Source organism: Flavobacterium flabelliforme (assembly GCF_017948675.1).
Taxonomy (GTDB): Bacteria; Bacteroidota; Bacteroidia; order Flavobacteriales; family Flavobacteriaceae; genus Flavobacterium; species Flavobacterium pygoscelis.
Genome location: NZ_JAGFBU010000003.1, coordinates 295,454 through 310,700 on the forward strand (window position 1 = coordinate 295,454; position 15,247 = coordinate 310,700).

13 protein-coding genes and 1 tRNA gene are annotated in these 15,247 nt (G+C 30.3%); 3 read left to right on the forward strand and 11 right to left on the reverse strand.

What is annotated here, in order from left to right; all coding sequences use genetic code 11:
* Positions 1-614 precede the first annotated feature (614 nt).
* Together J3S90_RS09960 and J3S90_RS09965 are read left to right on the forward strand one after the other, a co-directional pair.
* The gene (locus J3S90_RS09960) at positions 615-1,838 is read left to right on the forward strand and encodes a metallophosphoesterase family protein (RefSeq protein ID WP_210646079.1); all 1,224 of its coding nucleotides are present in this window, start codon (positions 615-617) and stop codon (positions 1,836-1,838) included.
* A gap of 11 nt (positions 1,839-1,849) precedes the next feature.
* Complete coding sequence (locus J3S90_RS09965; RefSeq protein ID WP_210646080.1) at positions 1,850-4,891, forward strand: SbcC/MukB-like Walker B domain-containing protein; 3,042 nt, start codon at positions 1,850-1,852, stop codon at positions 4,889-4,891.
* A gap of 15 nt (positions 4,892-4,906) precedes the next feature.
* On the opposite strand, the gene cls is transcribed toward J3S90_RS09965, so the two are convergent.
* The 9 genes from cls to J3S90_RS10010 form a co-directional block, all read right to left on the reverse strand.
* Entirely contained in the window at positions 4,907-6,361 is a 1,455-nt protein-coding gene (gene cls / locus J3S90_RS09970) for a cardiolipin synthase (protein ID WP_210646081.1), read from the reverse strand.
* Between the two features lie 10 nt (positions 6,362-6,371).
* Complete coding sequence (locus J3S90_RS09975) at positions 6,372-7,298, reverse strand: DMT family transporter (RefSeq protein ID WP_236023926.1); 927 nt, start codon at positions 7,296-7,298, stop codon at positions 6,372-6,374.
* 161 nt (positions 7,299-7,459) lie between these two features.
* Positions 7,460-8,239: a glucose 1-dehydrogenase gene (locus J3S90_RS09980; RefSeq protein ID WP_210646082.1), complete on the reverse strand. Its 780-nt coding sequence runs from the start codon at positions 8,237-8,239 to the stop codon at positions 7,460-7,462.
* Positions 8,240-8,297: 58 nt separating this feature from the next.
* The gene (locus tag J3S90_RS09985; RefSeq protein WP_210646083.1) at positions 8,298-10,001 is read right to left on the reverse strand and encodes an amidohydrolase; all 1,704 of its coding nucleotides are present in this window, start codon (positions 9,999-10,001) and stop codon (positions 8,298-8,300) included.
* A 121-nt stretch (positions 10,002-10,122) separates the two neighbouring features.
* Positions 10,123-10,539, reverse strand: coding sequence for a DUF2141 domain-containing protein (locus tag J3S90_RS09990; RefSeq protein ID WP_210646084.1), 417 nt, complete (start codon positions 10,537-10,539; stop codon positions 10,123-10,125).
* 288 nt (positions 10,540-10,827) lie between these two features.
* Positions 10,828-11,271, reverse strand: a complete 444-nt coding sequence (locus J3S90_RS09995; RefSeq protein ID WP_188050721.1) for an META domain-containing protein — start codon at positions 11,269-11,271, stop codon at positions 10,828-10,830.
* Between the two features lie 207 nt (positions 11,272-11,478).
* Positions 11,479-12,147: a ferredoxin reductase domain-containing protein gene (locus tag J3S90_RS10000; protein ID WP_236023927.1), complete on the reverse strand. Its 669-nt coding sequence runs from the start codon at positions 12,145-12,147 to the stop codon at positions 11,479-11,481.
* Positions 12,148-12,248: 101 nt separating this feature from the next.
* Positions 12,249-12,716 (reverse strand): PepSY-like domain-containing protein, encoded by a 468-nt coding sequence (locus J3S90_RS10005; RefSeq protein WP_188050719.1) that lies wholly within the window; start codon positions 12,714-12,716, stop codon positions 12,249-12,251.
* Positions 12,717-13,449: 733 nt separating this feature from the next.
* Positions 13,450-13,523 (reverse strand) — tRNA-Arg (locus tag J3S90_RS10010).
* 93 nt (positions 13,524-13,616) lie between these two features.
* On the opposite strand from J3S90_RS10010, the gene J3S90_RS10015 reads away from it, so the two are divergent.
* Entirely contained in the window at positions 13,617-14,129 is a 513-nt protein-coding gene (locus J3S90_RS10015) for an adenine phosphoribosyltransferase (protein WP_210646085.1), read from the forward strand.
* On the opposite strand, the gene J3S90_RS10020 is transcribed toward J3S90_RS10015, so the two are convergent.
* Positions 14,126-14,266: an SsrA-binding protein gene (locus J3S90_RS10020; RefSeq protein ID WP_210646086.1), complete on the reverse strand. Its 141-nt coding sequence runs from the start codon at positions 14,264-14,266 to the stop codon at positions 14,126-14,128. The genes J3S90_RS10015 and J3S90_RS10020 overlap by 4 nt on opposite strands.
* 63 nt (positions 14,267-14,329) lie before the next feature.
* Positions 14,330-15,247 (reverse strand): hypothetical protein, encoded by a 918-nt coding sequence (locus tag J3S90_RS10025; protein WP_210646087.1) that lies wholly within the window; start codon positions 15,245-15,247, stop codon positions 14,330-14,332.

Below are 15,247 nucleotides of genomic sequence, written 5' to 3' on the forward strand. Positions count from 1 at the left end.
TTTTATAAAATAGAAAAATTATTGCGATAATTTAATTCGTAAACTTATATGTGTTTTAATTTAAATTAGTGTTAGATATTCTTTTATAATTGTTTTTAAAATAATGAAAAAACAGTGAGTTTAGAATATAATAAAATTTCATTTCAGTTTAAATTTAATTATAAGGTATGATTATTTAAAATACTGATTTATAAATATTTAAACTTGTTTTATTTTGCTGAAATTAAAAGTTATAATTTCATTTTGAGCTATTTATAAAAACCGTTATTCTATTTCTTTTAGGAATGCCATAATTATAGCGAGAATTGAATTAGATTATCAAATATTTAAATCAATAAAATCCTTTTTTTATACATATAAACTGTGTAATCTGTGTTCCATTTTTTAAGTTTATTTTCCGAAATAAAAAATCTATAAAATCAATTTCATTTAAATGATTATTTTATAGAAAAATATCTATTTAAAATTGTCATATCGAGTTTAATTTTAAAGGAATTTTCACCAATTAATTTTATTCAATAATGCTTTTTTCAAGATTATTATTAGGATATTGCTATAGCAAAAAATAATTGCTTAGAAAGAAGATAAGTAGTCCATACACAACACTATAGATAATGAAAATACTGCATACTGCCGACTGGCATTTAGGGAAAAAACTAGATCATTTTTCCCGTTTGGAAGAACAAAAAAAGGTGATGAATGAAATTTGTGAAGTTGCAGAAGATCAACTTGCAGACGTAGTTATCGTGGCAGGCGATTTGTTTGACACGTTTAATCCTCCTGTAGAAGCAGTTGATTTACTATATAAAACCTTAAAAAGATTGACCAATAATGGCAAGCGCCCTGTAATTGCAATTGCTGGAAATCACGATAGTCCAGATCGAATTGACTCTCCTAATCCTTTAGCACGTGAATGCGGAATCCTATTTGTAGGAAACCCCGATGTTACCATTCCTAGGATAAAAATTGAAAATGGTTTTGAAATTACGCAGTCAGAAAATGGTTTTATAGAAATAAAATTGCCTCAATTTGATTATCCCATTCGTGTAATTACCACTCCTTATGCAAATGAAATGCGTTTAAAAACCTATCTTGGAGCAGATAATAAAGAGCAACAATTGAATGATTTGTTGCAAGATTCTTGGGCGATGTTAGCAAATAAATACTGCGACAACAAAGGCGTAAATATCTTGACTACTCATTTGTATATGTTAAAACGTGGCGGTGAAATCCTAGAGGAACCAGATGGCGAAAAACCGTTGCGAATTGGTAATGCTGATATTGTTTACACCGATTGCATTCCAGAACAAATGCAATATACCGCTCTAGGCCATTTGCATCGCTTTCAAAACGTAGGCGGCCATTCCAGTCCTGTTGTGTATTCTAGCAGTCCTTTATCGTATAGTTTTTCGGAAGCAGGTCAAGATAAAAAAGTCGTACTAATTGACGTAGAGCCAAATAAAGCGGTGAAATTTACCGCTATTCCGCTAAAATCTGGACGTGTTTTACATAGAAAACGTTTTGAATCTATTGATGATGCGGTAGAATGGTTGTTAGCAAATCCGTATTGTTTAATCGAATTGACACTTGTAAGCGATATTTTTTTTACAACGCAAGATTTGAAAAGAATTCACGAAAGTCATGACGGAATTATTTATATTATTCCAGTGGTTAAAAAGGATTCGAATCAGGATTTACAAATACCAAAAGTAAATTTAGAGCAAGATATTCAGGGATTATTTACTGATTTTTTTAAGTCCAAATACAAGCAAGATCCTAACGAAGAAGTATTGGATTTGTTCAATGAAATTGTAGGAAGTCAAGCAAAAAACGAATAAAAAAAGGTCTTATGTTACCATTAAAATTAAGTATTACTGGTTTGTATTCTTATCAAAAAAAACAAACTATTGATTTTGAAGAGTTGACCAATGCTGGTTTATTCGGGATCTTTGGAGCAGTAGGTTCTGGAAAATCTTCCGTTTTAGAAGCTATTGGTTTTGTTTTGTATGGCGAAACGGATCGTTTGAATAAAACCGATAAAAGAGCCTATAATATGCTCAATCTTAAATCAGATCGTGCCAATATTGAATTCGAATTTTTGAATTATCAAGAGCGAAAATTCAAATTTGTAGCTGATTGGAAGCGAAAAAAACGATTTGAGGAGACAACTTCTATAGAACGATTGGCTTATGAATGGAAAGACGAACAATGGATTCCGTTGAATTCTGCGGATGCGACAACAATAATTGGACTTACTTATGAAAATTTTAGAAGAACTATTATAATTCCACAAGGGAAATTTAATGAATTTTTAGGCCTGAAAGGAAAAGAACGTTCGGATATGATGAAGGAAATTTTTCATTTAGAGCGTTTTGATTTGACTTATAAAGTTTCGGCTTTGCAAAAAGAAACATCAAGTAAATTAGACTTTTTAAGAGGAGAATTATCTGGCTTTGAAGCGATTTCTACCGAAGCCATTACAACTTTACAAAACGAAGTTATAAGCGCCACTGCTGAATTACAAGAGGATAAAACAACGTTGATTTTAGCTGAAAAAGAAGTGAAAGAACTTGCTGTTTTGAAAGCGAATTTTGAGGATTTAGAAAAAAAGAAAGAGATTCTTTCTAAGCTGAATCTTGAAAAAGTTGCGATTGATGCGCTACAATTAGAAATAGATTTATTCGAAAAAACAGAACGAAATTTCAAAGCGAATTTAATAAAGCTAAAAACAGAGAAAACGGCTTTAGAAAAAGCGAAGGAAAACCTGCTTTCGACTGAAAATCAGAAGAAAGTAGTAGCGGAGAGTAATTTAAAAAGTAAAGCTACTTTAGAAATATTACAGCCTGATTTTGACAAACTCGATAATTCTAAGAGCAAATTTTCTGATTTAGAATCGATAGAAAAAATCAGAATTGCAAATGCAGAAGTTGCTGTTATTGACGAAAAAATAAAGGCAGCAGAAGGGCTATTTTTAGAAAGTGAGAAAAAAGAAAAGGATTTAGTAGCAAAATTAGACTCTATTCATAATCAATTGGTAGATTCCAAAAAAAAGCGATTGGACGCTTCTTTCTTATTAGAGTTAGGAACTTGGTACCAACAAGAGCTAAATCTTAAGAATAATTTTGAAGAGAATTATAAAAAGCAAGTCACAATACAAAAGGAATTAAATTCAAAAATAGCTGCTTTTCAACTTTTAGAAGTACCTTTTGAAAACTGGAAAACTATTTTAAAAACAAATTTAGAGACGCTTTCTTCCGAAAAGGAAATAGCGATTGAAACAAAAACAAAACTTTTAGTTTCGAAAGAGTTAGTGCAGTTTGCAGAAAATTTACATGATGGTGAAAATTGTCCGCTTTGTGGCTCACAAGAGCATCCGCATTTGATGCAAGGAGAAGATGTGTCTAATCAATTAGAAATTATTTCAAATACAATTACTGATTTAGCGGATAAAGAAGCGAAAATCATTTTGAAAAAGGGAGCATGTGAAAAATTAGAATTCGAAATAAATCATTTTCAAGAGCAATTAAAAGGAATTGAGAGGGAAAGTATAAGCATAGAAAATCAGCAAAAAACTCACTTTTCAAAATTCATATGGAGCGATTTTGATCCAAAAGATTCACAGCTTTTTGAAGCAAAAAAAGCAGAACAGCAACTTTTAGAAAAGGAGATAATTGCTTTAGAAGTAAACGAAAAAGAATTTCGCAAGGAGCAAGAAACTATTGCTTTGGCACTAAAAAATCATAACAGTACCAAAAACGAATTAGAAACAAAAAAAGCTTCTAAAAGCGGTGCAATTGAAAATGAGTTATCAAAATTAAAAGTGCTATCACTTATTGATTATGAAGCGATTACACTAGCTTCAATTCAAGCTGAAAAAATAGAATTATTCAATAAAAATTTAAAAACAGCAGAAGATTATAAGTTTATAAACGATGCTATTAACAAGGAAAATCTAGAGTTATCAGCTTTAACTGCAGTTTTAAAAACTATTCAATTACAAGTTGTTGATAGTGAGAAGGCTTTGCTAGAAACCCAAAAAATCATTAGTGAATTACTTCAAGAGCATCATTTTTCTTCTGTTGAAGAAGTGAGAACCATACTTATTAAAAATTGGAACTTAGAAGCTGAAAAAGAGAAAGTAAAACTTTTTGCGGTGAATTTGCAAACTTCAATAAATTCTGTTTCGGAAGCGGAGAAACTGTTAATAGGTAAAACATTCGATAGTAAACTTCTAGAGGAAAAAACGGCGCTGGTTGCTGCAGTTCAATTAAAATATGAAACCCAATTGGGGAAAGTTTCTACTTTGCAAGATAACTTACAGCGAATGAATGCCGCATTTGTAGAAAAAGCAGAATTATTAAACCAATCTGAAGTTTTAAATGCACGCTTTACTAATTTAGGAATTTTAGCTAATATGTTCAACGCAAGTGGTTTTGTAAACTATGTGTCGAGTATTTATTTGCAAAATTTAGCGGATGTTGCTAATGTTCGCTTTCATCGAATGACTAAAAATCAATTGAGTTTAACGATTAATAGTTCTAATGAATTTGAAGTGATTGATTATCTAAACGATGGAGCTTCTAGAAGTGTAAAGACGCTCTCGGGAGGTCAGGGTTTTCAAGCTTCCTTATGTTTAGCATTGGCATTGGCAGAAAGCGTTCAATCATTGAATAAAAATGATAAAAATTTCTTTTTTATAGATGAAGGGTTTGGTACACAAGATCCTGAAAGTATATCAATTGTTTTTGAAACCTTACAGTCCTTGTATAAAGAGAATCGAATTGTGGGGATTATTTCGCATGTAGGCGAATTGCAAGAACGAATTCCGCGCTCAGTAAATGTTATTAAGGACGAGGAAAAAGGAAGTATCGTAAGCGAAAGTTGGATTTAAGTATTGCAATTACATTTATAAAAAGGGAGAAATCAAACGAACTATTTTTTCCCATAAATGAATGCGTTTTGGACGGTTAAGCCAAGAAATAGCGTCAATTTGTGCAGATTCTTTTAAATCATTTTCAAAAGCTTCTTTAAGTTGCTTCGCTATATTCTTACTATAAATCATTGCATTGACTTCAAAGTTCAAATCAAAACTGCGATAATCCATATTTGCCGAACCAATAATAGCCAAATCATCATCAATTACCATAGTTTTTGCGTGAACAAAACCTTTGTTGTATTTGTAAATTTTCGCACCATATTCAATTAATTCTGTATAATAAGAACTTGCAGCTGTATTGACCATTTTAGAATCGGAAATTCCAGGAATCAAAACCTTTACATCCAGACCGCTTTGAATGGCGATAATTAAAGCATCCATCAAACTTTCGCCCGGAATAAAATAAGGACTTGTAATGTAAATACTTCTTTTGGCACAACTAATGGCTTCTAATAGCGAATAAAATATTAGCGGTTGACCACTATCAGGTCCAGAAGCCGCTATTTGAACCACATCATTTTCAATAGTATTATTTTGTGGAATTTCAGGAAAATAGCTATTACTGTACGTTAATTTTTTGTTGCTACAAAAATTCCAATCGCACACAAAAAGATATTGTAAATAGGAGGTAGCTTGTCCCTTAATCATTAAATGAGTGTCTCGCCAGTATAAATTATTCTTATTTTCTAAATCATTTCGATACTTATCACTCATATTAATACCGCCAACAAAACCAACATTTCCATCAATAATTACAATTTTTCTATGATTTCTATAGTTGATGCGACTAGCTAATGCATACCATTTTATTTTGTAGAAAGGTGCTGTAGCAACTCCAGCTTGATTTAGATTTTGTATAAAATTTTTACCCAAACCATGACTTCCAAAATCATCATATAGAAATCGAACTTCTAGACCTTCTTTTGCCTTTTTAATAAGGATTTCGGCTATTTGATTTCCAGTAACATCATTTTCATAAATATAATATTCAATATGAATGTGTGACTTTGCGTTTTCTAAAGCATTAACTAATTCTGGGAATTTTTCTTCTCCATTAATAAGTAATTTTACTTCATTATTTGCTGTTATGGGACTACTGCCGGAACGGCGAATAAATTCTGTTAGTGTTAAATATTTTTCCTGAATTAAACCCGAATCTCGTATAGAATCAGACTGTTTATTCATTTTGTTCCGAATTTCTAGTCGCATTGGTTCATCTTCTACAATTTTTTTGGTGTATAGTTTTCTCTTGCGATAATTAATTCCAAAAGAAAAATAAAAGATCATTCCCAATACTGGAACAAAAATTATAAAGAGAATATAAGCCAATGCTTTTGTGCTACTTCGTGTATCGTAAAGTACTCTCAAAATCACTAAAAAAGTCAATAGTAAATAAGCCGATTGTATGATTAATATCCAATTCATAATACTGTTTTTAAGCGGGAATACTAATTGGAGCCGTCTTTTTTTCTCGAATTAAATAAATTCCGATTAAGATTAATACACCACCCAAAATGTACCAAAAATTAAATTCTTCACCATCTAAAATTCCCCAAATTATGGCTACAACTGGCAAAAGATAACTCGAAATACTTGCAAAAACGGCAGAGGTATTTTGAATCAATTTAAAATACAGAAGCATTGCAATCGCTGTTCCAAAGATGGTTAAAAAAGACATGTAAATTATAGGTTCTATGTAATTTGGGTGCATTTCAAAATTTTGAATCATTCCAGTGAAATACAATATTATTGCAGATGGAATTGCCCAAAAGCTATAAACAGCTGCGGTTAATTTTATTGCATCTAATTCAGGTAATTTTTCTTTTACAATTAGCGAATTTACTGCGTAAGAAGCGCCTCCTAAAACAATCAACATTGCATAACCAAACTGAGAATTTTCAGAATTTCCTTCAGAAAAAAAGATTAAACTTGCAGCTCCAATAAATCCGATTATAGCACCAATTACTTGCGTTAACTTGCTTTTAATTCCAAAAAATAGAAATCCAAAAGCCAAAATAAATATAGGAACTAAGGAATCTAAAATTCCTGCTAAAGAACTACTAACTTGGGTTTGAGCTATTGGAAATAAAAACATTGGTACAAAATTCCCAAAAAATCCAGCGATAATTACCCATAATAAAGTACTTCTTCTCATTCGTAAAAGTGCAGGAATACCTATTGCAGCTAAAATTAATCCGGAACCAACTACTCGAATTGCACCAATTTCATAAGGTGAGAAAACTAATAATGATTTTTTAATCAAAATAAAGGAACTTCCCCAAGTTATAGAAATAAAGAGTAACAGAAACCAACGATTGTTGTAGATTTTATCCATAAAAGTAATACCTAATGTTTTAGACAACAATGTACTATAAAATAAAGCCTAATGGCGAATAAAATTATCTAGTAGGCTCAAATTAATAACTGAAATAATGTTAGAAATCATTAAAAGAAAAGACGTAAAAACAAAATCTAATTTTGTAGAAAAATAGGTTATTTGTATTACGTCCTGAATTTTAAAATTTACATATCTAAAGTTTGCTCGCCACCACCATTGATGAAAATAACTTGACCACTTGTCCAGCTTGAAATTGGCGCTGCAAAATAAAGAACTGCACCAGCGATGTCTTCTGCTTCACCCAATCTGTGGATAGGTGTGTGTTTCAACATAGCTTTTTCCAAATCTGGCGTTAATACAGTACTTAAAGCGTGGGTTCTTGTTGCTCCAGGTCCAATTGCGTTTATTCTAATATTGTCTGGTCCATAATCGAAAGCTAGGTTACGTGTCATGTGGTTTATTGCTGCTTTTGATGATGCATAGGCACTTATTGCTGGACTTTTATTGATAGAAGCCATGGAAGACATATTAATAATACTACCGTAACCCGCTTTTTTCATATGTGGTGCAACTAATTGACAAAGACGCCACATACTAAAAACGTTCATATCGAACACTTTTTTAAATTGTGCTACCTCAATATCGTAAGGACTTTCTTTTCCTGCTCCACCGCCACCAACATTATTTACCAATATTTCTATGCTGCCAAACTTTTCAATAGTTTTATCTACTAAGTTGATTAAAGCATTGTCATCAAGTATATTACAGTCAATTGCTATTGATGTTCCGCCATTATCATTTATTGCTTTTGATGTTTCCTGAGCAGCTTCCAAATTATAATCTGAAACCACAACTTTCGCGCCATAAGCAGCTAGTATTTCGCAGCATGCTTTTCCTATTCCGCCCGCTCCGCCTGTTACTATTGCTGTTTTTCCTTTTAAGTCAAAATGTTTTGTGATATCCATTATTGTATTTATTTTAAATTGTTAATTGTGACCTCTGGGTCTTTTTATTGTAATAATTTTATTTTTTATAAATTGATTTTCCTTCTTTAATCGTTTCTACTACTTTGATGTTCTTGATTTCCATCGGTTTTACTTTTAATGGATTTTTGTCTAAAATCACAAAATCAGCTAATTTTCCTACGGTTAAATTTCCTTTTAAATTTTCATCGAAAAATTCGTAAGCGGCGAAAGAAGTAATCGCTTGTATTGCTAGATAAGGAGTTGTTCTTTCGGCTTGACCGATAATTGCACCCGAACGAGAAACACGATTCACAGCGGTCCAAATGGTGAAAATTGGATCAATAGGAGTAACCGTAGCATCCGAATGATTGGTTGGTTTTAAACCTAAATTTTTTGCCGAAACCATCGGACTTAAAAAATCGGCACGTTCTTTTCCTAAATTTTGTACGTGAATATCACCCCAAAAATAAGCGTGATTCGTAAAAAATGAAGGTTCCATATTGTATTTTACAAATGTATCTAATTGTTCCGGACGCACAAATTGCGAATGAATTACAATAGTTCTTCGGTCTTTATTTAAAGGTTGATTTAGTTTTTCGCAAGCCAATTTGTGCGCTAATAAAACCATATCAATCGAAGCATCACCATTACAATGAATAAATAATTGATTGTCTTTGGCGTAAGCTGTTTCGAACAATTTGTTGATGGCTTCCTGTGATAAACTCGGTAAACCTCTACAATCGTGGTGGCAACCTGGAACATCGGTTAAAAAAGGTTTGCTAAAAAAAGCCGTTTTTCCTTGTGGAGAACCATCAGCAACGATTTTTGTTCCTTGAGTTTTAAATCCTTTTTTGTAGGTTTTGAATAGGAGTGAAGTGTCGGTCAAATTACTATCTAATTCGGAATATCCCGCTAAAGCAATCAAATCGATCTTCATTTTTCCAGCATCGGCTTGTGATTGAAAAAATCTAATAGATTCTCGACTCGTCATTCCGTCTTGTGCTGTCGTTATTCCGTTTGACGCGTAATAATCTTGCGTAGTATCGAAAAATTCAGCTTGTTTTGAATCTAATTTTTCCATCATTAAACGCACAAAAGGATACATAGCCGTTTCTTGCACTAAACCTGTTGGATCATTAGAATTAGGAAATCGAACAATTGTTCCACCATCAGGATCTTTTGAATTTGAAGAAGTATTTAATTCCTTTAAACCTAAAGAATTTGCGACCCCCATATGTCCACTTGTATGTTGTAAATACACGGGATTATTAGGTAAAATTTTGTCTATGTCTTTCTTGGTTGGATGTCGTTTTTCTGTTAATTGGCCATCGTCATAACCCCAACCAAAAATCCATTCGCCATCTGGAATCTTATTTTTTTCTTTATATTCCTTCAAGTTTTTAAGAATATCGTCAATATTTTTGATTTTTCCGACGGGTTCTGGATTCAAATCTACTTGTCCCATCGTATTAGAAACCATTCCAAAATGACTGTGTGGATCGATAAAACCCGGTAATAAAGTCTTACCTTTTAAATCAATTTTTTTGGAATCTTTAAACTGAGATTCGGCATCCGATTTACTTCCTACAAATACAATTTTTCCGTTTTGAATTACAACAGCTTCTACATATTTTGGAATATCTTCTTCCATGGTAAGAATGTCTCCATTATAGAATAATTTTGAAGCAACTATTGAATTTTCACTTTTTTCTTTACAGCCTAATAAGGAAAACAGTAACATTATAGATATGATCTGTTTCATAATTTAGTTTTTTGGATGCTTTCATAAAATTAAGTTTTTTTATTAAAAAAATATGTTTCCTATATTACTTTTTTAAAGTTCTAAAGGAAACATATCTGTAAAAGTGAATTGATAATCTTTTTTAATTAATCATCTCAATATTTAAAGTTTTATTCTCTAACAAAGTAAACTTGCAATCTTTGTATTTTGGTGGACCAAATTTCGGTTTAAAATTGTTAGAAAAACCATACGCTTCTTTCGGAATTCCCATAAAATTACGATTGCATTCGTTGTCTGAGTTTTCATCATGATACATAGAAATAGCATATTCTCCCTTTGGCAAATCAGTAATAGTAATAAATGCGGTGCTTTTATTAACCTTTATAGCGTAGTTTTTTATACTTCCAATTTCTTTCAAAAAATTAGTCTCTTTGTTAAAAACACCAATTTTAATTTCTCCTTTTATCTTTTCGATGTTGGAAACTTTGATAATTAACTCTGGATTTTCGGATGAAAATAACGTAGAAATAAGCGTAGTAAATAAAAATAAGATATTCATGTTTTTGTTTTTATGATGGTTATACTGAAATTAAAACTATTCTCATTCCTAATTCTTAGTAAAGTCTAGATTAACTTCAAAAGAATTATTTTGAATAGGTATATAACTACGTTAGCAAATTTGTTGCCAATTGATAACTTATAGACTTTTAATTTAGTTTTTTTTAAAAATTATAAATCATTTACTGTTATAGTTGTAAATCCCGTAAGAAATTAAATTTATTCAAATCCTTTTTACATTTAATTTTTAAAAAAACATCAATTTATATAGCAATTCGAAATTGTAGGTTTACATGTATACAGCTTCAAAAACGGCTAAGGACACTTTTTTATCAGAACTTAAAGTAAGCACATCGTTTGTAAGACTATAATTTTTAGCTAATTCTAAAACTTTTAATAGTTTACTTTCATCATTACCTACATTTGGACAAATTTTCATTGTTACCGCTATATTTTTAAAACTGATTCTATTATTGCCTTCTAAAGTATATTGACCAGAGAGTGTATTGCAACCCGCAAATCCAGTAACTGTTTTATCATTCATTCTGAGTGTAATAAAGATTTCACGTTCTTGGTTTTCTTTAAAAACGACCTCTTTGCCCTCGATTGATTTAAGTTTCCAATATTTTTCGGTAATGCTTCCGATAGTAGATTCTTTAGTAGTTTTGATTGTTGAAGTACAACCAGTAATTAGTAGAATTAATAATAAGAGTGTAAAAGATTTTATTTTCATTTTTAAGTTATTTTTGATTTAAATGTCAATAAAGAATCTTTTAAGTATTGTTCTAAAAAGATAAATTAGATAATAATCAGACATTTTTTTAGTAATCCACAAAGATAGCAATACTTATTCATAGTCACTTTAAAAGAAAATAAGGCTATAGTTTTAAATTCATTAAATAGTTTTTCAATATTTATTATTAATGAATTGTCAATAGTTTTAATACGACTCTTTAATAATTTGACTTTCTTTTATTCCAATAGAGTTCAAGCTTTTTATTACGCTTTCCATCATTGGTGGAGGACCACATAAATAATAATTTGGTGTATCCTCTTGAACGTATTTTTTAATTATTTCGTTGTTTATATAGCCATGTTCATAACCTTCTACCCATTCATCAGAAAGTACATTTATAAAGTTTTTACCTAATATTTTGTCAAAATAATCTTTAGCAATAATATCTTTAGCTGTTTTATTAGCAAATATCAATTTACTATTACCAATTTCTCCATTCAATTCTAAGACTTTTAAAATGGCGATAAAAGGGGTAATTCCTGCGCCACCAGCAATAAAAACACCTTCACCATGACTTTTGATATCTCCAAAAGGATCGTTTAATAAGAGTTCATCTCCCACATTTGCACTAAGAAATTTATTGGTGACTCTTTTTCTAGAAGGATAGGTCTTTATAGTAAATTCTAAATAGTTCTCTTCTGGCAAGGAAGTGAATGTAAAACAACTCAACTTATCGCTCCATTCCGGTTCGTTAAAGGATATATCTGCTGCTTGACCAGGAATAAAAGAGTACTCATTTGGTTTTTCAAATTGTACTTTTAGTACATCATGAGTTATTTTTTCGAGAGAACTAATTTTTACAATTTGCGACATAATTTTTATTTTAGGATTTTTAGTATAAAAAAATAAATACTGCAGGTTTATCTCATTTGTTGGTAAAATAAGAAAATTTTATTGCGTAAAATAGACTTGCTTTAATCTTTTTGGATCATCTGTAAGAAATAGCCCTCTGAATCAAAAACTAAATCATAGAAAGCACCATTATTAATTATACCGACTTCATAAATAACTTTACCATCATAATCGATTGTTTTAGAAGCTTCATTTATTGGAATTTTCGGATAATTTTTTTTCAAATATTTTTTGACTGTACGTGGTAATTCATTGCTGATTAAACTTATTTCTAAAGCTTTAAATTGTCCATCCTTATAATACATGGCTGCATTTTTTACAGCATTTACTTGAAATTTTCCAATAAATACCAGTTGGTCTTGATCATCACCTTGATAGGTACTGCTCCAAATAGCTGTTGTATTAGGAAATTGTTTTTGAAATGCAAATTCTACTTCAATTGGTATTCTTTCAGAGTTTATTGTTTGATAATTTTGTCCCAAAGCTGTCAAACTTAGAACCATTACAATTGATACTATTAAACTTTTCATTTTTTTTATTTTTGAAATTAAAGTTTTTTACACTCATAAAAATATTTTCTAGTCGCTGTAAAATATATGTACTGGAAAAGATTCTTTAGTTAATAAGGTGGATTTTTTTTGTTTAAATAGTCTTTAAAATTGGTTAAGTATTTGTTATAAAGGTATTTATGAGTTTTATAAAGGTATGAATTAAAATGAATTACTACAATTTTAGAAATGCTTTTTTTGTATTTAAAATTTGATTTCTTGTGAAGAGCCTTACAGATTGATGGAATAATAAGGTTTGTTGAAACTAGAAAATAAAAGACACAAGATTATTTCTGTTTTTTAATATAAAAGCAAATACTATTTAACGTTTTGAATTTCTAAAAAGTATATACTGTGTTGGGTTTATAAGCTTAGTAGTAATGCTTATTTAAGCTTTATTATAGACATTAATATCCAAAAATATTAAAAGGCTACTTTTGATTCTTAATAGAACAGATTAAAGTTATAAATTTTAATTTTCATTTTTTGTTAAAAGATTGATAGCCTTAAAGTGTAGTAATAGGAGTGATATCAGAATTCAGTTTATCAATTTAATTGTTTCTGAATATTATGCAATTATAAGCTTTAATTACTTAAATCTTAAACTTATAGTTGTGTCTGATTTTATTTTTTTCTTATATTAGTTCAATAAGTTATTATTAGGCTATTTTTCACAACTAAGCATAAAAAAACCCCAACATCTGTTGGGGTTTTGTGACCTTGACTGGATTCAAACCAGTAACCTCTTGAGCCGTAATCAAGTGCGCTATTCAGTTGCGCCACAAGGCCATTTGCAAGTGGTTATAATAACCTGATTGCGGGTGCAAATATAGGGATAAAAGTGTAATTTGCAATAGTAAAATAGTAAAAAAATAAAAAAATATGTCATTAAAAAATTATATACGTGATATTCAAGGTTTTCCAAAAGAAGGAATTTTGTTTAAAGACATTACGCCGCTGTTAATTAACGCCGATGCGAGCAAAAATTGCATTAAAATATTGGTTTCTTCTTTAAAAGATAAGAAAATAGATAAGGTGATAGGTGTAGAGAGTCGAGGTTTTTTATTTGGTATGCTAATCGCACAAGAATTAAATGTGGGTTTTGTTCCTGTTAGAAAACCCAACAAATTGCCCTATAAAACAATTTCTGCCACTTATGATTTAGAATATGGCACCGATACTCTCGAAATTCATATCGATGCTATTCAGAAAGGAGATCGTGTCGTGATTCACGATGATGTGCTGGCTACTGGAGGAACTATCAAAGCTGTTTGTGAATTAGTTGAACGCTTAGGTGGTGAAATTGTACAATGTAATTTCATTATGGAATTATCATTTCTAAACGGTAGAGAAAAAGTGAAAGAACAAGAAATTTTTGCCGCAATAAAGTATTAATTTAAAGCGCGAGTGGTTACATAATAACGAAAACCAATAATTGCCATTTGCCATTTTGTGGCTTTAGCCAAGTCCAATCGTTGTTTTGTAAAACTAGGAAGTATAAGTTTATTGATCTGAGCTAAAATTTTGTACATACTTTTTTTTCAAAGATATAAAAAAAGACGGTCTTGCTGAGACCGTCTTTGATTGAAAATATCTTATTGTTTTTTAGTAGTTATTTTAATAATTTTTTTGTCCACATCAGATTTAATAACCTCCATTTTTTCTATTGAATTTGGACTTATCTTATCTAATTCCGATTTTGAAGATTTTACACCATTAATATAAATTTCTGCTTCCTCTACAGATGGTTTATTTGAAGTTGCCTTAACATACACAATTTTGGTGGTTGTTTTACTTACCTGTTTGTTGTTTAAATTAGTTGGATCGGTTTTTTCTAAATTTAAATCACGTTGGTTAGTTTTCAATTTAGCATTTCTCTTTATGCTTAGAGTATCAGTAGTCGATTTATTTTGAGTAAATGAAAATGTTTTAGGAGTTTTTGCTGTGGTAGCGACTGTTGATGTAACAAAATTTTCGTCCTTAGTTGTAATTTCATAAGCACCGTTTTCTCCAGCTAGACCATATTTTATTATTGCATCTTTTCTATTTAAAGTTTTTATAATATCAATTTCTTCATCTAATGGGATATTTATTGCATTTCCTTTACTCTGAGTTTGATTATTGATTACTATTAATAATTCTTTACGATTAATTTTGATACTATTTAGTGACAAGGAATTATTATCTGTATTCTTAGAATTAGGTAATTTTGCCTTTGTATCAGTCAAATTGGTACTAGATGAAATAAAAACCTCAATTTTATTGTCTTTATCTTTTACTACTTTAATGATAAAAGGCAAAATTGGTTTGTCTTGATTTATTTCATGTACTGTTTTGTAGCTTTTACCATCGGTAGCAGTAACTTTTATACTAGTGATCTCATTTTGAGAATTTCGTTTTATTTTTTTTATTTTAACTTCAGTCCCTAATTCAGTTTTAAATAGATTGATGATTCTATCAAGATCTAAGTCGGTTGATTTTTCTGTAATTTGAGCTTCTAATTGTATTTCCAA